Source organism: Limnohabitans sp. Hippo4 (genome assembly GCF_003063605.1).
Classification (GTDB): Bacteria; Pseudomonadota; Gammaproteobacteria; order Burkholderiales; family Burkholderiaceae_C; genus Limnohabitans_A.
Genome location: NZ_NESE01000001.1, coordinates 988253 through 1012660 on the forward strand (window position 1 = coordinate 988253; position 24408 = coordinate 1012660).

Sequence of the window (24408 nt, forward strand, 5' to 3'; positions counted from 1 at the left end):
TTGGCATCGCCAAACTCCTTGCAAGGCATGGCGGCATGGAACGATGCCATCACGTCCTTGCAGCTTTTACAAATTGACCCTCACGGTTTTGGCGGTATTTGGCTGAAGGCACCCTTTGGCCCGGTGCGTGAACGTTGGCTCCAGGCATTGCAAAAAAGCAGTGTCAAAACCGTCAAGCTACCCGGTAACATTGACCTTGAACGCTTGTTAGGCGGCATTGATTTGTCGACCACCTTGCAAACGGGCCAGCTTCACATGCAGAACGGTTTGTTACAGCAAGCCCATCAGGGTGCGGTTTGCATCAGCATGGCCGAGAGGTTTCCAAGTGCGTTGGTCGCGCCAATTGCCCAAGCTATGGACACGCAGACGATTCCCGCTTTGAATGTGAAGTCAGATGCTGCACCAATCAACACGCAATTTGGCGTCATCGCTTTGGATGAATCGCTAGAAGACGATGCACCCATTGGCAAAGCCCTGCAAGAGCGATTGGGCATTTGGTTGGATTTAAAAGACCTCGCACCTTCAGACATTCAAGCCATGACTGTAGACGCGCTGGACTCAACCTCTCAGGCCATTGATGTGCAATTCAGCGAAGCACATTTGCAACAGATGCAAGCGCTTCTGCCCAAGCTTCAGTGGACGCACGATCAAGCATTGGCCATGTGCGCTACAGCACAAGGCTTGGGCATTGATTCTTTGCGCATCCCCAGTTTGGCTCTGCGTGTGGCCTGTTGCCATGCAGCCTTGAATTTGCGAACCACAGTTGAAGATGAGGATTTGGAATTTGCAGCACGTCGCGTGTTGGCACCCAGAGCCACACAATGGCCCTCAGAACAAGCAGAAGAGACAAGAGAAGTGACATCCGAAGAAAAAGCAGAACAGCCACCAGAACCCCACAGCGATGCACCCCCTCCACCGCCAGAATCTGAGCAAGATTCTGAAGATGCACAGCCTGAATCGCCACCTTCAGAACCCACAGCGGAAGACTTGCAAGAAATGATGGTGGCCGCGGCCTTGGCCAGTTTGCCCCTGGGCATGCTCGACACCTTGATGACGCAAGCGGGTCGCAGTCAGGGCAACACCTCAGGCCGAAGCGGTCAATTCAAAACTGGCTCTCAACGCGGTCGACCCCTGCCACCTCGGCCCGGCAGGCCCGGTGGCCATTCTCGTTTGCATGTGTTGGCCACTTTGCGTGCAGCAGCACCCAAACAAAAACTCAGAGGCGCCAAGGTACAAGGGCGCGTTGCCATTCGCTCTGAAGATTTTCATGTCCACCGCTATCAACAGCACTCGTCCAGTTGCTTGATTTTGGCCTTAGATGCCTCTGGCTCAGCCGCCTTGCAACGATTGGCCGAAGCCAAGGGTGCCGTTGAATTGTTGTTGCAGCAATCTTATGCACGCCGTGACAGCGTTTGCATCGTGGCCTTTAGAGGCGCACAAGCACAACTGCTGTTGCCCATGACGCGCTCTTTGGTGCGTGCCAAACGGGCCATGACTGGCTTGCCTGGCGGAGGCGGCACACCCTTGGCTTTGGCTTTGAAAATGGCCTACGAGCAAGCCGCTCAGTTGCATCGGCAGGGTGTGACGCCTATTTTGGTGATGCTCAGCGATGGCCGTGCCAACGTCACTTTGCAAGGCTTGGGCGGTCGCGCACAAGCGCAAGCCGATGCCTTGCAGTGGAGCGCGCAGTGGCGTCAAACAGGCCACCGATCTTTGTGGATTGACACGTCCATTCAACCCGACCCGCAAGTGCAAAACTTGGCGCACACCATGGGCGGCAGTTACCTGCCGATGCCGCAAGTGCAAGCCAAGCGCGTGGCCAACGCCATGGACAACTTGCGGCAGTTGGCGGCTTAAGTGATTCACCATGTTTGACAGCCTGTATCCCACCATGCAGTGGGCCAACTACCGCAGTACTTGGCCGCATGCGCAGCACAGCCAGTTTATTCAAGCAGGCGGTATTCAATGGCATGTTCAAATCATGGGACTAGGCCCAGTCTTGTTGTTGTTGCATGGCACAGGTTCTGGCAGCTTCAGTTGGCGCGGCTTGATGCCTTTGCTCAGCGCTCATTTCCAAGTCATCGCACCCGACTTGCCTGGACACGCTTTCACCAGCCGAGGGCCTGAGGGCAGCCTGTCGCTGCAAGGCATGAGCGAAGGTTTGCGTGCACTGTTGTTGCAACTCAATGTCACGCCCTCCATCATCGGTGGGCACTCTGCGGGTGCTGCCATTGCAGCCAACATGCTGCTTCAACAGCGCGCACTGTCGCAGACACAGCTGATCGGCTTTAACCCCGCTTGGTTGCCCCTTCCAGGCCTGCCTTCTTTGATTTTCAGACCTGCAGCCAAGTTGGCCGCAATCAACCCTGTTTCTGCTTGGGCCACGGCCAAACTGGCCAGCAAACCCGCCATGATTGAAAAATCCATTTTGCAAACAGGTTCTCAATTGGATGCACAAGGATTGGCGCTTTACCAAAGTGTGTTCAGCCATTCTGGGCATGTGCACAGCGTCCTGAACATGATGGCGGCATGGCAATTGGACACCCTCTCCAAATCTTTGCCGCAACTTCAAAACAAGGTGAGCATCTTGGTGGGGATGCAAGATCAAACCGTGCCGCCTTCAATGGCACACGAAGCTTGCAAATTGATGCCGCAAGCACGCGTGTTTGAACAACACGGCTTAGGGCATTTGGCGCACGAAGAAGATCCTGCTGGCACTGCGCAGTTGATACTCACCCACTGTGAATCTACTTAAGGGCGAAACCTTTTAAGAGATTGATCGCTTCAATGGGGTCGGTGGAAATGGCATCGGCACCAAACATGTCGGCCGACAAATCTTTGAGTGTGAAGATAGGCCCACCCAACATCACTTTGACATCGGGGTTGCCAGAGTTTTTTCTGAAGTGCGCAATCAATTCGCGCAACTGAGGCAACTGGGTTTCAATCGCCACAGAAATGCCAATGACGTCGAACCATTCATTGGCAATGGCACGCATCAACTCGGATTCGGTGGATGAAATTTCAATGACCACATGAGCGCCTGCCCGCCGGAAAAAATCGGCCACGATGGTCAAGCCTAAGAAATGCTGAGAGCCTGGCGCGCAAGACAACATGACGCGCTGCGTTTCGCCTTCAACAGTGGGGCCGTCGTGGTAGCCGTAGCCCAATCGGTGGGTCACTTGGTGCATCTGCGCCAAGCCACAAGTGACATCGCTGAAATCGCACAGGTCTTTTTCCCACAGCACGCCCAAATGCCTGGCAGCAGGCGTAATGAGTTCCATGAAGATGCGGTCTTGCTTCAAACCGCGGTCTAGCAGGCGGTCGACAATTTGATTGACGCCCGCCACATCACCTTTCAGGCAACAAGCGGTGAAGTCCAACATTTCTGGGACCGGCTCGCCAAACTCGGGGGAGTCGGCGCTGATGGACTGGCTAGAGATGAGTTGCTGAGAATTCAACAGTCTGGGAATGATTTGAGACTCAATCACGTCCAGAAGGGAATCCTTGCACTCGTCATTCGCAGCACCCGAATCCTGGGGGCGCTGAGATGAACTCCCTAAGCCGTTGAACTTAGACATGCAATTTCCTTGCGAAGGATAGCGTGCCAACCTTTTTGTGGGTGATCGGGGCAAAAATTCTGCCAGCAACATAGCTTGCCGATCCGCTAATCGAACTCACTTTATAAAGAGAAGTCGCCTTGGCTTCAACCCTCTATAACCCTATGTACAGTCTGAGAGGATAGGGATTTTTCCTTAATTTTTGATGACAAAGGACGTAAGTTTTGATATCAAAAGGGTCCATTGAGCTTCACAGTGGCCACATTCAAGACAGTGGCAATGCTAACCCATACCCAATAGGGTATCAGCAACAGAACTGCCTTTTTATTGATGCGCCATAGGCCCATGACCAGAAATAGGATCGACAGCCACAAAAAAACCACCTCAAAAACGGCATAGTCGGGCCGTTGCAATTTGAAGTAGATGGCACTCCACAAAATATTCAAGAATGCGTTTGTGGCAAACAACAAAATAATTCTTTTTTTGTCATTTGGCCCTTGAGCTGACTGCCAAGCCAGTGCCCCACTGATGGCACACAGCGTAAAAATGGTGCTCCAAATGACACCAAAGTAAGGGTCTGGCGGCTTCCACTCGGGGTGTTTGAGCGAGAAATACCAAGGCCCGAGCTCAGTCAGACCTGCGCCAATGCCGGCGGTGAGGTAGCTCAGTGCAAATGCAATTGCAAAAGTTTTGAGAGTTGCGAAATTGATTTGCAATGGGGCCCCTTTAGGTTCGGGCCAGTCCTAGCAAATGGGCCATGTCTTTGAAAAATATTCGGACATGGGCCATGGGGTCTTTTCTGGCCAACTCTTTGTTCATGTAAGACTCGAAGGTGAGTCTTTGCACATCGCGATCTTCGCAAATTTTGACGAACTTTTCACGACGCTTGTCATTCTGATACCAGAAGTATTGCATGATGGCCAAAATCCAGAACACCTTGCCGTGCTGTTTCATGAATTTTTTACGGCCTTGTTTCAAGCAAGCTGGGTTGCCGGTTTTCAAGGCTTCATGCGCAGCCCTTGCCATGGTTCTGGCGCAATCCATGGCGTAGTAAATGCCTTCACCTGAAGACGGCGCTACCACACCCGCTGCGTCCCCCACCACCAACACATCTTTGCCGTTGTCCCATTTGGGCAAGGGTTTCAAAGGAATGGGCGCACCTTCACGGCGCAGCGTGGGCTCATCAGTGAGACCTGCGACTTTGCGCAGGTGGCCTGTTGCAGTTCGAAGTGAAAAGCCTTTGTCGGCACTGCCTGTGCCCACACTCATGGTGTTGCCGTGTGGAAAGACCCAGCCATAAAAATCGGGCGACACTTCACCTTGGTAATACACGTCACAACGCTGGCCATCGTGGGATGGTTTTTGCACCGGCGCTTGAATGATCTCGTGATAAGCAAACACATACTTGGTTTTGTCGGCATCGGGAATTTGCTGACGGGCCACTTCTGATTTGGCGCCGTCGGCACCAATCACCATGCGTGCACTCACCTTGACGGGCTTGGCATGCTCTGCAGCAGAATGCTCTTTGGCATGCACAGGTGTGTAATGCACCCACAAAGTGCCAGCCTCGTCGTGCTGTACTTTGTCAAAAATAGCTTGCTGCCGAATAGCACCCGATTCTGCTGCACGTGTTCGTAAAAACTCATCAAAGTCGATCCTGTCCACCATGCCCACAAAACCATTGTCGATGTGGATATCGACCTTGTTATCGGCGGGTGAAATCATGCGCGCACAATTGACTTTGGCCACCAGCAAATGATCCGGAATTTCAAAGTCTTTGATCAACCTGGGTGGAATGGCGCCGCCGCAAGGTTTGGGTCGACCTTGACGGTCGAGTAACAAAACGCGCCAGCCTTCGCGGGCTAAATCATTGGCAGCAGTGGCGCCTGAGGGGCCGCCTCCCACCACGACGAAATCGTAATCGGTTTGGCTCATGATGCGGATCCACCTTTCAAGAGGACTGAGTTGTCGAGAGACATTTCGGAAGGCTTCACGTCACCTGCGCGAATGCGCATGGCAACCAATGCAGAGGCCAAAAACATCAAGGATTGAAATGCAAAAACAGCTACATAGGCTGAACGAGAATCTTGAAGCAGTGTGTGTGCTAAATCGCTGGCACCGGTGCCCACCAGGCCACCCAAACCAAAGGCTGCGGCTTGCGCAGCACCCCAAAGGCCCATGCGCGTTCCTTCGCGGCCAGGGCCGCCCTCACCTGCCAAGCGCATCATGGTGGCGATGGCAGCAATGGAGAATGCGCCATTGGCCACACCTAAGAAAATCACATTGGCTTTAAGGGGCCAAGATTCCGTCATGTTGATCAAGGCAGAGGATGACAAACCGACCGTGGCAACAGCTGAGAACACACAGCCGCCCACCATCCAAGCTTGCACCGAACCCAATCGACCGGCCACCCACCGCGAACTGGCCGCAGCCACCGACAGCATGCCAATGAGCACACCCATGTGGTGCCAACCCGAGAGTTGTGTGGTTTTGCCGGGTGACATGCCATGAATGGCGCCAGCGAAGGGCTCCAAAATCAAGTCTTGAGCGCTGTAGGCCAGCATGGACAAGAACACAAAGATGGTGAATGTTCTGGCCTTAGGCTCTGACCAAACTTCTTTGAAGGTTTGCTTGAAGTCTGCCGCAGACGCTTTGTTTTCTGGCGCCAAAACAGCAGATGCGCTTTCAAGGCGCCACAAACACAGCGCAGTGATGCAAGTGGTCAACAGACTCAAACTGGCAGACACTTTCAACAACACTTCAGGGGTGTACGGATCAATCAATTTGCCCACCACGCCCGCCGTGATGGCAAAGCCCATGATCATCATCAACCACACAGTGGTTGCTGCTTGTGCGCGCTTTTGATCAGGCACTTGCTTGGCCATCAAGGTCAACAAGGAGGTGCCACAGGCACTCACGCCCAAGCCAATCAAGCTGAAGGACAACACGGCCAAGCCAATGCCCATGGCAGGCTCAGTGGCCATCCAAATGGTGGACACAGCAGCCATCACACCTCCAACGCCCAGCACCATCATGCCGCCCATCATCCAAGGCGTGCTGCGTCGGCCTTTGTCTGCACCGTAGCCCATTCGGGGGCGCACCATTTGCACCGCGTAGTGCCACGCCACCAGAGCGCCTGGCAGCAAAGCTGGAAATGCCAACTCCACCACCATGATGCGATTGAGTGTGGAAGTGGTCACCACCACCACAGCACCTAAGCAAGCTTGAATGAGGCCAAGGCGAATGATTTGAAACCATCCAAAGACAGGTGAATTCATAGCACTCCTACCGCATTGAGTTGACGCAATCCCCAAGCGCTGACCATCATGCCGCTGACAAACAGGGGCACATCAAATGCACTGACATACAGCGCACGCTCAACGGGATTTTTTAAAAATTTGAACATGAGGGGCCATTGCAGAAAGCTCAGCACCAGCACGGCCAGTGCATGCCAAGGCAATTGCCATTGATAGAGCAAAGCGACCACCACCACTTGCGGCGTCCACATCATCAAGCAAGCGATGCGTGCGGCACCAACGGGGCCATATTTCACAGGCAAAGAAGCTATGCCCATTTGACGATCGCCTTCAATGGCTTTGAAATCGTTCAAGGTCATGATGCCGTGCGCGCCTAAGCTGTAGAGCAAGGCCAAACAAATTGAGTTCGTGGCAGGCCAAGCACCGCCCAGCATCACAGCTGTGCCAGTGAGCCAGGCCAAGCCTTCGTAGCTGAGGGCACAAGCTGCTGCACCCCACCAACCATTGTTTTTCAGGCGCACGGGTGGCGCGCTGTAGGCCCACGACAATGCAATGGCCAACGCACAAGCAACAAAACCCCAAGTGCCCATCAGCGTCGCCCACAGCAACGACAAGCCGGTCCACAACACGGCAATGCCCAAGCCCCATTTGCCGGGCATTCGGCCTGAAGGTATGGGTCTTTGAGGTTCGTTGATGGCATCGACATGGCGATCGAACCAATCGTTGACAGCCTGGCTGCTGGCGCAAACCAAAGGGCCCGTTAAAACCAAGCCCAACACAATCAAGGCCCAGTTGTCAGAAAGACTTTGGCCCGAGGCTACAGCGCCGCACGCAAAAGCCCACACAGGTGGAAACCAAGTGATGGGCTTGAGAAGTTCTGCAACCGTTCGCAAACTGGGTCGCTGTGGTGGTTGCGAGAGCGCAAGGATGGGATTGTCCATGCCCCCATTGTGAGAAGACTTTGAGAATTGTCAATTAGGATTGACACTGTATGTCAATTAAAAAATACATCTCGCCATTTTTTGGCGAGGTGGCGGGCCGCTTTAAGGGAGCTCGGTGTCAGCTTCCGTGTCGGACAAGATGCCAAAACGGCGCAGTTTGACATACAGACTTTGCCTCGAAAGCCCCAACATTTCGGCCGCAGAGGCCCTGTTGTTGTGGGTCAATTCCAAAGCGGCCTCAATGCACATGCGCTCGATGGTGTCGACCGTTTCGCCCACAATGTCTTTGATGGGTCTGCGGCCCACCAACTGTGACAACTCGGCAAAAGGATGTGGCGCCGCCGTTGTTGTGCCGGCAGCAACCTGCATGCGGCGGTCCATGTCACGGACAAAGAAGGCATACATCGGCTCGGGCCGTGAGAGGTAAACGGCAGAAACTTCCACAGGCAAGGTCATGCCCGACAGGGTTCTAACCTCGGTTGCAAAATTGCGCACAGGCAAGTGCTGCTTGAGGGACGTGTTCAGCACCCCCCAGTCCACAGAACCCCTCAACAACCAGCGCTCCATCGATTGACCAATGACCTGCGATGAGGCCGTGAGACCCAACAAGGCCATGCCTTCTTCATTGACACTTTTAACCGTACCAGCAGTGTCTGTGAGCAGCCAACCGTCTGGGAATTGCTCCATGGCTTCGCTGAGAACTGCAGAAGACTCTGCATCTACCGAAGAACCAGCAGATGCTTCGCGCTGTGTCAAACGCACCAGGTATTGCGCGCCACCCTCTTGCCTGAAGACCGTTGCAGAAACTGTCAGGGGCACATTCGCACCCATGAGCGTGGCTGAGCACATCTCAATGCGGCCTGTGGCCAATGCGGTTCGGAGCAAGGACTGAACCTCGCCCTGGCTGCTGGCCTCAAAACACTCTCGAAAATCGCGGCCCACCAAACGCTTGCCTGCATCTTTGAACAAGGCTTGGGCACCGACATTGGCTTCAATCAAGCGGTAAGAAGCTGCATCGATCATCAGCACGGCCTCAGGCGATGTTTCAAACAAGACCCGATAACGCGCTTCAATGTGCCGTAGACGCAAGTAATCACGTTCGACAGACTGTTGTGTTTCAACCAACCTGCGCTGCAATTCAGCCAAGCGCTCGAGGTTGCGGCCGACGGCCAAAAATTTGTTGCCCTTCAAAGGCACTGTGACGTATTGAATGGCCGCCTCGCCACCGGAGGGGGTGGGATGATTGACGTGACGCCAATTGAGGACTGCGTTTTCATCTGAGACTTGCAACAAGTCTTGAATTTTTTTCTTACTCTCGACGGTCACGGTGTCTGTCCAGCGCTTGCCCATCCAAGCCTGGCAGCCCAACGTCGCCATGGTGTCTTGCGCCGTAGAAACATCCTCAATGACACCTTCACTGTCAATGATCAAGCTGACGTCCGAAACCACGCCCAATAGCTTGGAAAATGTGGCTGGATCGAGGTTTTTGGTGTTCATTGAGACTGCAAATTGACTTCAGTGATGTGAAGTTGACACTTTTTATTGTTGCCGAAGCATACACTCAAAAATGCCATTGTTCCCTAGGGCAAATCTTAAGTATTGATACAAGACAAACTAAGGTGTCACGTTAATTTGACGCTCCATGTTGAAAAGGGTTTGGGTCACAGATTCGACGGCTTGCAAGGCGTTGCCTTTCAGCAGATGCGTGTCTGTCCATGTAATTTTTTCGGGTGCAAAACTCGCCACGGGGCCACCCACAAAGACTTGAAGCGCTGTATTCACACAGTCTTTGAGCAATTCAGGCAGTGCAGCTTGAATCTCAGGCAGATGGCGCTCTGTGGACAGCGACAAGCCAATGACATCGAACCAATCCGCTTGGAAATTTCGTTTGAAATCGTTCATGTCTAAGGGGTTCACCAAGGTGACGTTCCAGCCTGCCCGCCTGAAAAACTCGCTCAACATGAAAACGCCCAAGCCATGTTGCGTGGTGGGCTCGGTCATCAGTAGCACGCTATAGCCGTTAGGATCTAGGCGGCCTTCTGTGACAAACTCTGCACTGAAATCATGCAACATTTGATGCAACCTTGAAAAGCCGATGGTGCACTCGGCAAAACTCAATCGGTCGGACAACCAGTGCTCGCCCAAGACTTTGGCGCTTTCGGCAATGCCTGCAATGTAAATCTGCGTCAAAGACAAACCTTGTCGTTGCCAACCCACAATGACTTTGCGTGTTTCTTCCAAACTTTGCAGGCTGGCATCGCCCAAAAGCACCACTTGGGCCTTGTCAATCCCATCGTTTCTGCCAAAAGTGGTGCCCCCCACCAGGCGGGGACCCACATTCAGGTTGGATTTTTTGCCGTTCACAGACGAGCCAGCACGCCAGCGCTCTGCATCCTGCCCTACTGAACGATCAAATTGATGCTGACTCACAGCGTTCACCCATTTCCTGAATTAACGCAGTCAGTGTCCCTGAAGTTCATTCAGCTTCAATTCGGTGTAAACCCTACATAACATATATATTGTCAATTTATATTGACACTCGTCAGATTGAACCTTAAAGTTGGCTCAGTTCATCAGTCAATAAGAGGCGACATGCAGGATAAGCAAGCACAGGTTTTGTACACGCCCGAGCAACGCGCTCGGCGTGATGCAACGAAGTGGACACTTGTTCAAGGCTTGTTGGCGCCTGTTCAGTTCCTGATATTTCTCGTCAGCTTGTACCTGGTCCTCAGCAGTTTGCGCACAGGCGAGCACACCGATTGGGCCTTGGCCTCAGTGGTCATCAAAACACTGGTGCTCTACGCCATCATGATCACCGGCTCCATTTGGGAAAAAGTGGTGTTTGGCAAGTACCTGTTTGCCCACGCTTTCTTTTGGGAAGACGTGGTCAGCATGCTGGTGCTGGCCCTGCACACCGCCTATTTATGGGTGTGGTGGGAAGGCCAATGGTCTGCCACCGATCAATTGATGTTGGCGCTCGCCGCTTATGTCACCTACGGCGTCAATGCTGCGCAATACATCCGCAAATTGCGCATGGCGCGTCTGCAACGCCCCACTGAACCCTCCCGCGACCTTGAACATACGACCGCATCAGGTCCACAGGTGAGTCTATGAGCCCCGTCATTCCTATTCGCGCAGAAACCAGTATCGGTTGCACCGATGTCACGCCCTTGGTCCAACGCGGGCAACGCGAGGTTTTCTGCGGCCTCACAGGCATCATTTGGCTGCACCGAAAAATTCAAGACGCTTTCTTTTTGGTGGTGGGTTCTCGCACCTGCGCACACCTGATTCAATCGGCTGCAGGCGTGATGATTTTTGCCGAACCTCGTTTCGGCACCGCCATCATTGACGAGCGCGATTTGGCAGGCTTGGCCGATGTTCACGACGAACTTGATCGCGTGGTGCATCAGTTGTTGAACCGCCGCCCCGACATTCGCATGCTCTTCTTGGTGGGCTCTTGCCCCTCCGAAGTAATCAAGTTGGATCTGTTGCGCGCTGCACAGAGATTGAATCAAATTCATCACCCTGCTGTGCGAGTACTGAACTACTCTGGCAGCGGCATTGAAACCACTTTCACACAAGGTGAAGACGCATGCTTGGCCGCCCTGGTACCTGGCTTGCCCAGCATGAATCCCCAAGTGCCATCGCAAACCAAACCGCAACTGATGGTGGTGGGTACCTTGGCCGATGTGGTGGAAGACCAGCTTCGCAATTTGCTGGAGCAGATGAACATCACCGTGAATTTCTTCCCACCGCGCAACAGTCAAAAAATGCCTGCTGTGGGCGCCAACACGAAGTTTTTGTTGGCACAACCTTTCTTGGCAGATACAGCCAGAGCTTTGCAGGACAGAGGTGCCACACACTTACCCGCCACTTTCCCATTGGGGATTGAAGGTACGACTGCGTGGTTGCAAGCTGCAGCACAAGAGTTTGGTGTATCACCCCTGTTGTTCGAAAAAGTAACAGCTGCGCCTAAACAACGTGCTGAAAAAGCTTTGGCAGTGCACCGTCAAATGCTCGATGGCAAACGCATTTTCTTCTTCCCAGATTCGCAACTTGAAATTCCATTGGCGCGCTTCCTGAACCGCGAAATGAACATGGACTTGGTGGAAGTGGGAACGCCCTATTTGCACCGTCAACACATGGCCGCTGAATTGGCATTGTTGCCCACAGGCACCCGCATCAGCGAAGGTCAAGACGTCGACTTGCAACTCGATCGTTGCGTGGAAGACAAGCCCGACGTGGTGGTCTGTGGTCTGGGCTTGGCCAATCCGCTGGAAGCGCAAGGCATGACCACCAAGTGGGCCATTGAGTTGGTCTTCACCCCCATTCAAGGCTACGAGCAAGCCGCCGATTTGGCTGGCTTGTTCAGCCGACCATTACGACGTCGCGAAAAGCTGGCGGCATAGGAACACCAGATGCAACTCACGCTTTGGACATACGAAGGACCGCCCCACGTTGGCGCCATGCGCATTGCCACCGCCATGCGCGATGTGCACTATGTGTTGCACGCCCCACAAGGCGACACCTACGCCGACCTGCTGTTCACCATGATTGAGCGCTTGCCCCGCCGCCCGCCTGTCACGTACACCACCTTCCAAGCGCGCGATTTGGGTGGCGACACGGCAGAGCTTTTCAAAGATGCGGCACGTCAGGCCATTGAACGCTTCAAACCTGCGGCCATGTTGGTGGGCTCTTCATGTACCGCTGAGTTGATTCAAGACGATCCAGGCGGTTTGGCGCAAGCCTTGAAATTGGATATTCCTGTCATTCCTTTGGAGCTGCCTTCGTACCAGCGCAAAGAAAATTGGGGCGCTAGCGAAACCTTTTACCAACTGTGCCGTCATCTGGTGTTGAAACCAGAACAGAAAACTGCCAAGAGCCGTCCTATCTGCAACATCTTGGGCCCTTCCGCCTTGGGCTTTAGACACCGTGACGACGTGAAAGAAATCACTCAGTTGCTCCACAAATTGGGCATAGCCATCAACGTGGTAGCGCCTTTGGAAGCCACTGTGGCCGACATTCGCAAGTTGGCCGATGCCGATTTCAACGTGGTGCTCTACCCCGAAATTGGCATGAGCACCGCGCAATGGTTGATGCGCCAGTTTGATCAGCCTTATACAAAAACAGTGCCACTAGGCTCCAATGCCACACAAGATTTCATTCGCGAAGTTTGCGGCTTTGCAGGCTTGGACGTACCCGCCATTGAAGAGATGACAGCCCGTGCACGCTGGTACGCACAATCGGTTGACTCCACTTACCTCACAGGCAAGCGCGTGTATTTGTTTGGCGATGCCACCCACGTGGTGAGCGCAGCCCGCATTGCCTCGGAAGAGATGGGCTTCGAAGTGGTGGGATTGGGCACTTACAGCCGAGAGTTTGCGCGCGAAGTGCGCGACTGCGCCAAGAAATACGGCGTGGAAGCTTTGATCACCGACGACTACTTAGAAGTTGAAGCGCAAATTACCGAACTGCACCCCGAACTGATTTTGGGCACGCAAATGGAACGTCACATTGCCAAGCGCCATGGCATTCCTTGCGCCGTTATTTCGGCGCCCGTTCACGTACAAGACTTTCCTGCTCGGTATGCACCTCAGATGGGCTTAGAAGGCGCCAATGTGTTGTTTGACACCTGGGTGCACCCGCTCATGATGGGCCTGGAAGAGCACTTGCTGGGCATGTTCAAGCAAGACTTTGAATTCCATGAAGGTGCATCGCCCTCTCACTTGGGCAGTGCGCGTCCTGCAGAAATCATTGTGGAAGCCGCTTCACAAAAAGAGGCTTCCAACCAAGCCACTTGGAGTGTGGAGGCTGAAAAAGAACTGGGCAAGATTCCATTTTTTGTGCGCGGCAAAGCCCGTCGCAATACCGAAAAATATGCCCTCGACCAAGGCGTCGCAACCATCACCGTGGACACACTTTACGATGCCAAAGCTCACTACAGCCGTTGAGATGAAGGGTTCTTCATCCACCACCAAGTCAGCGCGCGCTGGCATGCGGGTGGTGATGCTGACGCTAGACACACACTTGTCCAGTGCAGCGCAACGGTCTGCAGCCAAGTTGGCGCAAAAGCTGCCCGGTTTGGAGTTCAAACTGCACGCGGCCAGTGAATACCGCGCCAGCGAAGATGCCTTGAAGCGATGCTTGCAAGACATTGATCGCGCGCACATGGTCATTGTGTCCATGCTGTTCATGGAAGATCACTATCTGCCCGTGATTGACGCCTTGACCGCCAAGCGCGATCACTGCGATGCCATGGTCTGCATCATGTCGGCGCCACCTGTGATGCAACTCACGCGCATGGGCAAATTTGCCATGGGTGGCCAATCGTCTGGCTTGATGAGTCTGCTCAAAAAGTTGCGTCCCAAGGCCAAAGAAAACACCGAAGAAAAGTCTTCAGGCAAGTCTGAAGGCGCCAAGCAAATGGCCATGTTGCGCCGTTTGCCCAAGTTGCTGCGTTTCATTCCGGGTACAGCGCAAGACTTGCGCATGTTCTTCTTGACCATGCGCTATTGGCTGGCTGGCTCTGAACAAAACATCACCAACATGGTGTTGAGTTTGGTCAACCGCTATGCAGCGCCCGAACGTCAAAACTTCAAACTGGGATCGCAAGCTGAAGAACCCATCGAGTACCCTGAGGTGGGCCTGTACCACCCCAAAATGAAGGGCAAAATTTCTGAAAGCCTTCAGCAATTGCCCAAAGAACTGGATGGCAAGCCCACGGTCGGTTTGTTGCTCTTGCGCTCCTACTTGTTGGCTGGCAACGCCCTGCACTACGATGCGGTCATTGCCGCCATTGAGTCGCGCGGCTTGCGTGTTATTCCAGCCTTTGCCAGTGGCCTGGATTCTCGCCCTGCCATTGAGAATTTCTTTTTGCAAAATGGCAAATCCAAGATTGATGCCCTGGTGTCATTGACAGGCTTCTCTTTGGTGGGCGGTCCCGCTTACAACGATGCCAAAGCAGCTGAACAAATTTTGGCGCAACTCGATGTGCCCTACATTGCGGCTCACCCTGTCGAGTTTCAATCTCTAGACCAATGGGGCAGTTCACAGCGCGGTTTGTTGCCGGTTGAGAGCACCATCATGGTGGCCATTCCTGAGCTCGATGGCTCCACCATTCCCATGGTCTATGGCGGCAGACCCGGCCCTGCAGGCACCAGCTGCACAGGCTGCGAGCGCAACTGCCACTTCACCACTGAGCACCAATCGCAAGACATGTTCACCTGCGCTGAGCGCACCGACATGCTGTCAAGGCGCGTCGAAAAGCTGGTGCAAAGCCGCTTGAAACAAAGAAGCGAGCGCAAGTTGGCTTTGGTCATTTTCAACTTCCCCCCCAACAGCGGCAATGTAGGCACAGCCGCTTACCTGTCGGTGTTTGAGTCTTTGTTCAACACGCTCAAAACACTGAGCAACGAAGGCTACAACATTGAAGTACCGGCAAATGCCGATGTGCTGCGCGACATGGTACTGAATGGCAACCGCGAAATGTACGGTGCCGATGCCAATGTGCATCACATCATTCCTTCCTCTGAGCACGTGCGCAATGAACGTTGGTTGAAGCAGATTGAAGCCCAGTGGGGTCCCGCACCCGGCAAGCTGTTGACCAACGGCCAAGGCTTGTTTGTGCAGGGTGTTCAGTTGGGTCAAGCTTTGGTTTGCATTCAGCCAGGCTTTGGCTACGAAGGTGACCCCATGCGCTTGCTGTTTGAAGCCGGCTTTGCACCAACGCACGCTTTCAGCGCTTTCTACCGCTACCTGCGCCAAGACTTTAAAGCCGATGCCGTACTGCACTTTGGCACCCATGGCGCTCTGGAATTCATGCCTGGCAAGCAGTCTGGTTTGTCTGGCAATTGCTGGCCCGATCGCCTCATTGACGACCTGCCCAATCTGTACTTCTACGCCTCCAACAATCCCTCTGAAGGCGCCATTGCCAAACGCCGTGGCAGCGCCACTTTGGTGAGCTATTTGCCGCCTACTTTTGCAGAGTCTGGTTTGTACAAAGGCTTGTCTGAGCTTAAACAAACCCTCGACAGATGGCGCGCGCTGGACGACGAATTGAGCGAAGAGCGCAACGACTTGGCCGCCATGATTCATCAACAGGCTGTCGTACTAGAACTGCGCGTTCCTGCTTCTGTTCCTGCTGAGTCTTCATTGTCTGAGCCTTGGATCAATTCTCTGGTGGACCAATTGTTAGAGCTTGAGTACTCGCTCATTCCCGAAGGCTTGCATGTCATTGGCCAATTGCCCACACGCTCACAGCGCTTGGCCACTTTGAAAGCCATGGCCAAGGCAATGGAAATTGAAGAGCCAGAGTTACTCGAGCGTTTGGTGGATGGCGTCACAGAAGATCAACTCAAGCGCAGTGCCAAGCACCTCACAGCAGCGCAACAAGATGCCTTGCACCAATTGGTTCACTCCAATGTGTTGTTGAACCAAGAGAGCGAATTGAACGGCCTGCTGCGCGCCTTGGATGGTCGCTACGCTTTGCCCGCACCCGGTGGCGATTTGCTACGCAACCCCGATGTGTTGCCTACGGGTCGCAACTTGCACGGCTTGGACCCCTTCAAATTGCCCACAGCCTTTGCGGTGCGTGATGGTCAAAAGCAAGCTGAAAAACTTTTGCAACGCTACGCCCAAGACGGCTCGGGTTTGCCAGAGTCCATTGCCATGGTGCTGTGGGGGACCGACAACCTCAAAACCGAAGGCGGCCCCATGTCGCAGGCTTTGGCGTTGATGGGTGTGCTGCCCCGATTTGACACCTACGGCCGCTTGGCCGGTGCGCAATTGATTCCTTTAGAAACATTGAACCGCCCCCGCATTGACGTGGTAATCACCTTGTCCGGCATCTTCCGCGACTTGCTGCCCATGCAAATCAAACTCTTGGCCGAAGCCAGTTTCCTGGCGGCCAGTGCCGACGAACCCAGCGAGATGAACTTCATCCGCAAACATGCCTTGGCCTACATGGCAGAACATGGCGGTGACATTGAAGCTGCATCGCTTCGTGTTTTCGGCAACACCGAAGGCGCCTACGGTTCCAATGTGAACATGCTGGTCGACAGCTCCTCTTGGCAACAAGAAGATGAGTTGGGCGATGCCTTCACATCACGCAAAGGCTTTGCGTATGGCCGCGAAGGCAAGCCGGTTCGCAACAACCAACTGCTCAAGAGTGTGTTGGCCGATGTGTCCTTGACTTACCAAAATCTCGACTCTGTGGAGTTGGGCGTGACCAGCATCGACACCTACTTCGACACTTTAGGCGGCATCAGCCGCGCTGTGTTGCAAGCCAAGCACGACCGTGATGGCGACGCTGCGACGGCACCGCCTGTTTACATCGTCGATCAAACGCAAGGCGATGGCGTGGTGCGTAGCCTGACTGAACAAGTGGCCTTAGAAACACGCACGCGCATGCTCAACCCCAAGTGGCACGAAGGCATGTTGCAACACGGCTACGAAGGCGTGCGCCAAATTGAAGTGCACCTGACCAACACCATGGGCTGGTCGGCTACCACCGGCCAAGTGCAACCTTGGGTCTACCAACAACTGGCGCAAACCTTTGTGCTCGACCCTGCCATGCGTGAGCGCATGGCGCAATTGAACCCCACATCATCGGCCAAGCTTGCAAATCGCTTGATCGAAGCTTCTCGTCGCGAGTATTGGAAACCCGATGCTGAGACCATGAATGCCTTGCTGCGCGCCGGCGAGGAACTTGAAGACCGCCTTGAAGGCATTAAAGAGGGACAACCCGCATGATCGAAACGACCAGCATCCCAGTACAGAACATCAAAAAGAGTTCACGACTCGACGGTGAGGGCAGCGTTCAGTTTCAAATGGACCCCAACCTCAAAATTGGCACGGCCAAAGTGTTTGCCGTTTACGGCAAAGGCGGTATTGGCAAGAGCACCACATCGTCCAACTTGTCGGTGGCTTTCAGCAAATTGGGCAAACGTGTTTTGCAAATTGGCTGCGATCCCAAACACGACTCCACCTTCACGTTGACCAAAAAATTGATGCCCACAGTCATCGATGCTTTGGAAACCGTCGACTTTCACGCAGAAGAACTGCGCCTCGATGACTTTGTCTTCAAGGGCTACAACAACGTGATGTGTGTCGAAGCGGGCGGCCCGCCTGCCGGCACAGGCTGCGGCGGTTATGTCGTGGGTCAAACCGTCAAGCTACTCAAAGAGCATCACTTGCTCGAAGACACCGATGTGGTGATTTTTGATGTGTTGGGCGACGTGGTGTGCGGCGGCTTTGCAGCCCCCTTGCAACACGCAGACCGCGCCTTGATTGTCACGGCCAACGACTTTGACTCCATTTTTGCCATGAACCGCATTGTTCAAGCCATTGGTGCCAAAGCCAAAAACTACAACGTGCGTTTGGGCGGCGTGATTGCCAACCGCAGTGATGCCACTGACCAAATTGACAAGTACAACGCCGTGGTGGGTTTGAAGACCATGGCGCACTTCCCCATGTTGGACGAGATTCGCAAGAGCCGTCTGATGAAGAGCACGCTGTTTGAACTGGAGCCAACACCCGCAGTGAAGGCTGTACAAGACGAATACATGCGCTTGGCTGCCGCCTTGTGGCTGGGCAGCGACCCTTTGCCTGCGGTGCCCATGAAAGACCGCGATATTTTTGACTTGCTCGGTTTTGATTGAAGCGACTCACTGGAATCTGAAGAACATGAACACTCGCGCTTACGAACAACGTCGCAGTCAGATCGAACATTATTTCGATCGCACAGCTGCCGACGCCTGGGCTCGCCTCACCTCCAACGAACCCGTGGGACGCATTCGCGCCACCGTTCGTGCCGGTCGCGACACCATGCGCAACACCCTGTTGTCGTGGTTGCCTGAAGACTTAACAGGCAAGCGCATTTTGGATGCAGGTTGTGGCACTGGCGCTTTGGCCGTAGAAGCTGCACTACGCGGTGCAGAAGTGGTGGCCATTGATTTATCGCCGACGCTGGTGAAACTGGCTGGCGAACGCGTGGCCAGCGATCACCCTCAATTGCCAGGCAGCATTGAGTTTTTATCCGGCGACATGCTGAGCCCCGACTTGGGACACTTTGACCATGTGGTGTGCATGGATTCGCTGATTCATTACAACTGCGACCAGATCGCTGATGCATTGGCAGCGCTGGGTCAACGCACACGTGGCAGCATGGTGTTCACCTTTGCACCCCGCACACCTTTGTTGGCCTTGATGCACAGCATGGGCCGACTTTTCCCAAGCTCAGATCGTTCGCCCTCTTTGTCACCTGTGGCGCATTCCGCTTTGCTGAACAAGTTGGACACCCATCCAGAGCTCACGCAATGGCAAGGCGGTCGCATGCAACGCGTGGCCAGTGGTTTCTACACCTCTCAAGCTTGGGAGTGGTCACGCGCATGACACTGAAAATGCCAGCATGGTTGTCGGCTTATGCAACGCGCTTCATGCCGTTTGCAGATGCCGCCTCGCCCGATCTGCCTTTGGGCAGGTTGTTGCGCTTGTCCATGTTTCAGTTGGTCATTGGCATGATCACCGCTTTGTTGGTGGGCACCTTGAACCGCGTGATGATTGTGGAATTGCATGTGCCTGCTTGGTGGGTGGCCTTGGCAGTGGCCATCCCCATGGTGTTTGCCCCTTTGCGAACCCTCATTGGCTACCGCAGTGATACGCATCCCTCTGCTTTAGGACTCCGACGCATTCCTTATTTGTGGACAGGCAGCTTGCTGTTGTTTGGTGGATTGTCTGTGATGCCTTTTGCATTGCTTTTGTTGGCCGAAGCTGTGCCAGAAACTTTGTTGCTAGGACAACTGGGCGCTGGACTGTCATTTATCTTGATTGGCACCGGCCTTCAAGTGACGCAAACGGCCGGCATGGCACTGGCCAATGACGTGGCGCAAGAAGACAAGCGTCCCCGTGTGGTGGCGTTGCTGTATTGCATGTTGCTGCTGGGCATGATTGTGAGCAGCGTGTTGTTCGGCTTGTTCTTGGCCGATTTCACGCCCCTCAGAATGATTCAAGTCATTCAAAGCTCTGCTGTCTTGGTCATTGTGGTTAACCTGATTTCGATGTGGAAACAAGAATCCCGTCAGGCCAAACGTGGCGCGCGCGCGCCCGGTGGTTTCAGCGCCAGCTGGAAAGAACTGATTGCCATGCCCCAGATGCGCCGCTTCTTGTGGACAGTGGGTTTGGGCTCTTTGGCCTTCAGCATGCAAGACATTGTTCTGGAGCCCTACGGTGCCGAAATTTTAGGCTTGGACGTCGGCAACACCAGCTCTCTCACCGCCATGGGCGCCATCGGTTCTTTGATGGCTTTTGGTTTGTCAGCCAAATGGTTGGCATCCGGCTGGCACGCATGTCGACTGGCCAGCTTTGGCATCTTGATTGGCCTGCCCGCCTTTGCCTTGGTCATCTTTGCAGCCCCCACCGAGTCTGTGGCCATGTTCCGCACTGGTGTGGTCTTGATTGGCTTTGGCTCTGGCTTGTTTTCCGTGGGCATGCTGGTCACGGCCATGTCGTTTCAAAACGCACGCATGAGTGGTTTGATTTTAGGTACTTGGGGTGCTGTGCAAGCCACGGCCACAGGCGCTGCGATGGCCATGGGCGGAGCCCTGCGAGATGTGGTTTCAGAAATGGCTTTGTCGGGCCGTCTGGGTGAAGCACTCAACTCACCCATCACCGGCTACAGCTTTGTGTACCACTTGGAAATTTATTTGTTGTTTGTGGTGTTGATTGCCTTGGGGCCACTGCTGAAAAGCAGCCGCCGCGAAGCAAGGACACCAATTTTGAAATTTGGTTTGGCTGAATTGCCAAATTGATGGGCATTGATTTAACAAGGAGCAGTCTTATGGAAACAGGCGCTATTACGCAGTATGTCGACGTGGCACAACTGGTGCTTTACGTATTTTGGGCATTTTTCGCAGGCCTGATTTATTACCTCTTGCGCGAGAACCACCGCGAGGGCTACCCCATGGACTCTGGCCGTGAGAATGGTCCCAAGCAAGAGGGTTGGCCACCTGTGCCCTCCCCTGTCACTTACAAAACCCACGACGGTCACGTCATGCTGTCACCTGACCTGAACCGTCCTGATGGTCAATACAGTGCACAACCCACCACCCAATGGAATGGTGCCCCCATCGAACCCGTGGGCGATCCTTTGTTGGCAGGTGTCGGCCCAGGTGCTTGGGCGATGCGCGCTGATGTACCTGACATGGAACATGGAGCCCCCAAAATTGTGCCTTTGCGTTTGGCACCCGACTTTTCTGTGGCACATCAAGACATTGATCCGCGTGGCTTGGCTGTCGTTGGTGCTGACCGCAACGTGGCGGGTCATGTGGTGGAACTTTGGGTGGACCGCATGGAAATGATCTTCCGTTACATCGAAGTGAAATTGGAAGGCGCCGAGAAAACAGTGTTGCTGCCCATGAACTTTGCCAGGATCAAAAAGCAAGGCATTCATGTGCATGCCTTGTTGGCGCATCAATTTGCCAATGTGCCGCAAACCAAATCGCCTGATCAAATCACCATGCTAGAGGAAGAAAAGATCACGGCCTACTTTGGTGCCGGCACTTTGTACGCAACTCCTGAGCGTCAGGAGCCCCTGCTGTGAGAGCCAAAAACATCAGTGCGACGCACGAGCATGAGTGGGAAGCAGCCCCTGGCTTGCCTTCCACGCTGCCCGAAGGTGAACACATCGTTTGGCAAGGATCGCCCGATTGGCAACAGTTGGCGATACACGCTTTCCATGTCCGCAAAATTGCCATTTACTTTGCACTGATGGTTGGCATTCAACTGACGCACCTTTGGGGCGAAGGTCTTGAAGGTCGCGAGTTGATTGTCCCCATCGTGGTCAGCGCCTCATTGGCCATGCTGGCACTGGCATTGCTGACCACCTGTGCATGGTTTGCAGGCAAGAGTTCTCTCTACACCTTCACCAACAAGCGTGTGGTGATGCGCATCGGCATTGTGCTGACGCTCACCTTCAACTTGCCCTACCGCCGCATTGCGGGCGCTTCGGCCAAAGGCTATTCAGACGGCTGTCAAGACATTGCGTTAGAGCTGTACGCAGAAGATCGAATTGGTTGGGCGCATTTGTGGCCGCACCAAAAGGCTTGGCATGTCAAGCACCCCCAGCCAACGCTGCGCTGTGTGCCCCAAGGCGAAGCCGTCAGCGCTTTGCTTTTCAGCATGTGGCGCGAACACCATCAGGCCGACAAAGTGGTCACAGGCGCAATGAACGTGACGCCTTCCAACGACGGCCGTACGCATCAACCACAAGGCGCCATGGCATGACACGCGAAACGACCTTGCCTTTGGCAACGCGCTCAGCACCTGCATCGGCTTCATTGCCCTGGGCTGTGAAGCTGCTCGGCAGCATGTTGCTGCTGATTTTGTTGGCCGTGGGCTTTGCAAGATGGCAAGGTATTTCAGACAAACAAGTTGACGCTGCCACTGTTTGGCAGCGTGATTTGATTTTTGCGGATGGCCCACAAGGTTCAGTGGTCGTGAAAGATGCCAAGAATCAAATGGAGATTGCCAAGTTTGAAGGTGAACAGGGGTTTCTGCGCAGCACTTTGCGCGCCCTGGCGCGTGAGCGCAAACGCCAAAGCATTGGCCCCGATGCACCCATGCAATTGCTGGGTCGTGCGGATGGCCGCTTGACATTGTTGGACCCCAGTACCCAACAACGCATTGACTTAGAAGCCTTCGGCCCCAGCAATGTGGCTGTCTTTGCAGGCTTGCAAAAAATCGGTCTTGCACCAATACAGATTGTTCAAATTTCAGGAAATGACAGGAGCTCCCAATGAATGCCTCAGCCGTTCGCAGCATTGAAACCGTTGAAGATGCCAACAAAAAGGCAGTTCATGACGATTTGATCAGCCCCCGCTTTTACACCACCGACTTCGATGCCATGGACCGCATCAACATTGAGCCTGTGCGCGCCGAGTGGGACAAGATGATGGCCGAGTACGAAGGCGACAACAACCACGATCACTTTCAGCGTGATGCTGCTTTTGCAGACGAAGTGCGCGACAACATGGCCAAACTCTCGCCTGAAATGCGCCAAGAGTTCATGGACTTTTTGGTCAGCTCGCTCACCTCAGAGTTTTCAGGCTGCGTTTTGTACAACGAAATTCGCAAGAACGTCACCAACCCTGACATCAAACAACTGATGACCTATTTGGCACGCGACGAATCGCGCCATGCGGGTTTCATCAACTTGTCTTTGCGTGATTTCAATTTGGGCATTGACTTGGGCAACCTCAAGCGCACCAAGAAATACACCTACTTCAAACCCAAATACATTTACTACGCCACCTACCTGTCCGAGAAGATTGGCTATGCACGCTACATCACCATCTTCCGCCAGTTAGAGAAACACCCCGAAAAACGTTTCCATCCCATCTTTCGATGGTTTGAACTTTGGTGCAACGATGAGTTTCGCCATGGCGAATCCTTTGCGCTCATCATGCGTGCCAACCCCAAGTTGCTCAGCGGTGGCAACAAACTGTGGATTCGCTTTTTCTTGCTGGCTGTCTACGCCACCATGTATGTGCGAGATCACACACGCCCCATGTTGCACGAAGCCATGGGTTTGGATTCCAGTGAATACGACTACCAAGTGTTCCGCATCACCACAGCCATCACGCAGCAAGTGTTCCCGCTGGCCTTAGACACCGACAATCCTAAATTCCGCCGCGGTCTTGAGCGCTTGTTTGCCATTTCGCAAGACATGGAAAAAGCCAAAGCGCGTGGTGGTCTCATCGGTAAATTGCAACAAGGTGTTTGTGCTGTCAAAGCATTTGGCACCTTTGCAGGTCTGTACATGATGCCCGTCATTCAGCAAGACTTGTCGCCACAAGTTCGCATGGAACCCGCATGGTAATGGACGTCGTTTGGGCCTGTGTTTTCACAGCCATGTGCTGGTGGTTTGGCACAGGTGTGATTTTGTGGCTCGATCGTTTACCACCTGCAAGCTTTCGCTGGAGTTTGTTGGGCTGGAGCATGCTCTTGATTTTGAGTTTCAAGGGCGTTTATGAAAGCATGCGCGAGGTCAGCGTTGCCAATGCTTACTTGGCTTTTGGCAGTGTGATTGTGATGTGGGGTTGGCACGAATTGGCTTTCCTCACAGGATGGATCACCGGCCCGCGCAAGGTCCCCTTGACCGAAGGCGCCCAAGGCTGGCAACGGTTTCAAGAATCGGTGCAAGTCATGCTTCATCATGAAGTGGTCTTGCTCATCAACTTCGGCATTTTGTGGCTGATGCAAATGGACCAACCCAACCATGTGGCCCTTTGCACATATGCGCTGCTGTGGTTCATGCGTTTGTCGGCCAAACTGAACCTCTTTTTTGGGGTGCCACAAAACGGCGCACAGTACCTGCCTGCGCATCTGGTTTATTTGGCCAGCTACTTTCGCTCACGCCTGATCACCCCTTGGTTTGTGGTTTCCATCAGTGCAGCCATTGGCACGTGGTGTTGGTTGGTTTGGCAAGCCCAGCAAGGCGCCATGGCCATCACCACAGGTTGGGTCATGTTGGCCACCCTCTTGGGCTTGGCCATTGTGGAACACCTCATCATGATTTTCCCATTGCCACTTGAGCGGCTTTGGGGTTGGGCCATGGGCCAGTCCTCGGTGGAATCAGCTCTCTCCACCCCACCTTAA

21 protein-coding genes are annotated in these 24408 nt (G+C 53.9%); 14 read left to right on the top strand and 7 right to left on the bottom strand.

The annotated features are described in order from the left end of the window. Together B9Z46_RS04625 and bchO are read left to right on the top strand one after the other, a co-directional pair. The gene (locus tag B9Z46_RS04625; protein ID WP_233245908.1) at positions 1–1857 is read left to right on the top strand and encodes a magnesium chelatase subunit D; all 1857 of its coding nucleotides are present in this window, start codon (positions 1–3) and stop codon (positions 1855–1857) included. Positions 1858–1867: 10 nt separating this feature from the next. After that, the gene (bchO, locus tag B9Z46_RS04630; protein WP_108254700.1) at positions 1868–2755 is read left to right on the top strand and encodes an alpha/beta fold hydrolase BchO; all 888 of its coding nucleotides are present in this window, start codon (positions 1868–1870) and stop codon (positions 2753–2755) included. Here bchO and B9Z46_RS04635 read toward each other — a convergent pair. From B9Z46_RS04635 to B9Z46_RS04665, 7 genes are all read right to left on the bottom strand, one after another. Next, on the bottom strand, positions 2748–3578 hold the full coding sequence (locus B9Z46_RS04635; RefSeq protein WP_055361861.1) for a B12-binding domain-containing protein: 831 nt from the start codon (positions 3576–3578) through the stop codon (positions 2748–2750). The genes bchO and B9Z46_RS04635 overlap by 8 nt on opposite strands. Positions 3579–3787: 209 nt before the next feature. Next, positions 3788–4273 (bottom strand): TspO/MBR family protein, encoded by a 486-nt coding sequence (locus tag B9Z46_RS04640; RefSeq protein WP_108254702.1) that lies wholly within the window; start codon positions 4271–4273, stop codon positions 3788–3790. Positions 4274–4283: 10 nt separating this feature from the next. Next, positions 4284–5492, bottom strand: a complete 1209-nt coding sequence (locus B9Z46_RS04645) for a geranylgeranyl diphosphate reductase (protein ID WP_108254703.1) — start codon at positions 5490–5492, stop codon at positions 4284–4286. Continuing rightward, entirely contained in the window at positions 5489–6835 is a 1347-nt protein-coding gene (locus B9Z46_RS04650) for a BCD family MFS transporter (RefSeq protein WP_108254704.1), read from the bottom strand. The genes B9Z46_RS04645 and B9Z46_RS04650 overlap by 4 nt, the downstream gene beginning before the upstream one ends. Further along, positions 6832–7755, bottom strand: coding sequence for a chlorophyll synthase ChlG (chlG, locus tag B9Z46_RS04655; protein WP_108254705.1), 924 nt, complete (start codon positions 7753–7755; stop codon positions 6832–6834). Before chlG ends, B9Z46_RS04650 begins: the two co-directional genes overlap by 4 nt. A gap of 102 nt (positions 7756–7857) precedes the next feature. Further along, positions 7858–9252, bottom strand: coding sequence for a transcriptional regulator PpsR (gene ppsR / locus B9Z46_RS04660; protein WP_108254706.1), 1395 nt, complete (start codon positions 9250–9252; stop codon positions 7858–7860). A 117-nt stretch (positions 9253–9369) separates the two neighbouring features. After that, positions 9370–10185, bottom strand: coding sequence for a B12-binding domain-containing protein (locus B9Z46_RS04665; protein WP_146179223.1), 816 nt, complete (start codon positions 10183–10185; stop codon positions 9370–9372). A gap of 162 nt (positions 10186–10347) precedes the next feature. Here B9Z46_RS04665 and bchF point away from each other — a divergent pair, with 162 nt between their 5' ends. Genes bchF through puhE form a run of 12 tightly spaced genes read left to right on the top strand, consistent with a single transcriptional unit; the run spans position 10348 to position 24408 of the window. After that, a complete protein-coding gene (bchF, locus tag B9Z46_RS04670) occupies positions 10348–10869 on the top strand; it encodes a 2-vinyl bacteriochlorophyllide hydratase (RefSeq protein ID WP_108254708.1) in 522 nt (173 codons plus the stop codon). Then, positions 10866–12164 (top strand): ferredoxin:protochlorophyllide reductase (ATP-dependent) subunit N, encoded by a 1299-nt coding sequence (locus B9Z46_RS04675; protein ID WP_108254709.1) that lies wholly within the window; start codon positions 10866–10868, stop codon positions 12162–12164. Before bchF ends, B9Z46_RS04675 begins: the two co-directional genes overlap by 4 nt. 9 nt (positions 12165–12173) lie before the next feature. Then, positions 12174–13706, top strand: a complete 1533-nt coding sequence (bchB, locus tag B9Z46_RS04680) for a ferredoxin:protochlorophyllide reductase (ATP-dependent) subunit B (RefSeq protein WP_108254710.1) — start codon at positions 12174–12176, stop codon at positions 13704–13706. Beyond that, positions 13681–17505, top strand: coding sequence for a magnesium chelatase subunit H (locus B9Z46_RS04685; protein ID WP_108254711.1), 3825 nt, complete (start codon positions 13681–13683; stop codon positions 17503–17505). The genes bchB and B9Z46_RS04685 overlap by 26 nt, the downstream gene beginning before the upstream one ends. Continuing rightward, positions 17502–18413, top strand: coding sequence for a ferredoxin:protochlorophyllide reductase (ATP-dependent) iron-sulfur ATP-binding protein (bchL, locus tag B9Z46_RS04690; protein ID WP_055360025.1), 912 nt, complete (start codon positions 17502–17504; stop codon positions 18411–18413). The genes B9Z46_RS04685 and bchL overlap by 4 nt, the downstream gene beginning before the upstream one ends. A 25-nt stretch (positions 18414–18438) precedes the next feature. Further along, the gene (gene bchM / locus B9Z46_RS04695) at positions 18439–19146 is read left to right on the top strand and encodes a magnesium protoporphyrin IX methyltransferase (RefSeq protein ID WP_055360024.1); all 708 of its coding nucleotides are present in this window, start codon (positions 18439–18441) and stop codon (positions 19144–19146) included. Beyond that, the gene (locus B9Z46_RS04700) at positions 19143–20561 is read left to right on the top strand and encodes a BCD family MFS transporter (protein ID WP_108254712.1); all 1419 of its coding nucleotides are present in this window, start codon (positions 19143–19145) and stop codon (positions 20559–20561) included. Before bchM ends, B9Z46_RS04700 begins: the two co-directional genes overlap by 4 nt. 29 nt (positions 20562–20590) lie before the next feature. Next, a complete protein-coding gene (gene puhA, locus B9Z46_RS04705) occupies positions 20591–21352 on the top strand; it encodes a photosynthetic reaction center subunit H (RefSeq protein ID WP_108254713.1) in 762 nt (253 codons plus the stop codon). After that, entirely contained in the window at positions 21349–22035 is a 687-nt protein-coding gene (gene puhB / locus B9Z46_RS04710) for a photosynthetic complex putative assembly protein PuhB (RefSeq protein WP_233245909.1), read from the top strand. The genes puhA and puhB overlap by 4 nt, the downstream gene beginning before the upstream one ends. Then, on the top strand, positions 22032–22550 hold the full coding sequence (gene puhC, locus B9Z46_RS04715) for a photosynthetic complex assembly protein PuhC (RefSeq protein WP_108254714.1): 519 nt from the start codon (positions 22032–22034) through the stop codon (positions 22548–22550). Before puhB ends, puhC begins: the two co-directional genes overlap by 4 nt. Continuing rightward, positions 22547–23629: a magnesium-protoporphyrin IX monomethyl ester (oxidative) cyclase gene (gene acsF / locus B9Z46_RS04720; RefSeq protein WP_108254715.1), complete on the top strand. Its 1083-nt coding sequence runs from the start codon at positions 22547–22549 to the stop codon at positions 23627–23629. Before puhC ends, acsF begins: the two co-directional genes overlap by 4 nt. Next, positions 23629–24408, top strand: coding sequence for a putative photosynthetic complex assembly protein PuhE (gene puhE, locus B9Z46_RS04725; RefSeq protein WP_233245910.1), 780 nt, complete (start codon positions 23629–23631; stop codon positions 24406–24408). Before acsF ends, puhE begins: the two co-directional genes overlap by 1 nt.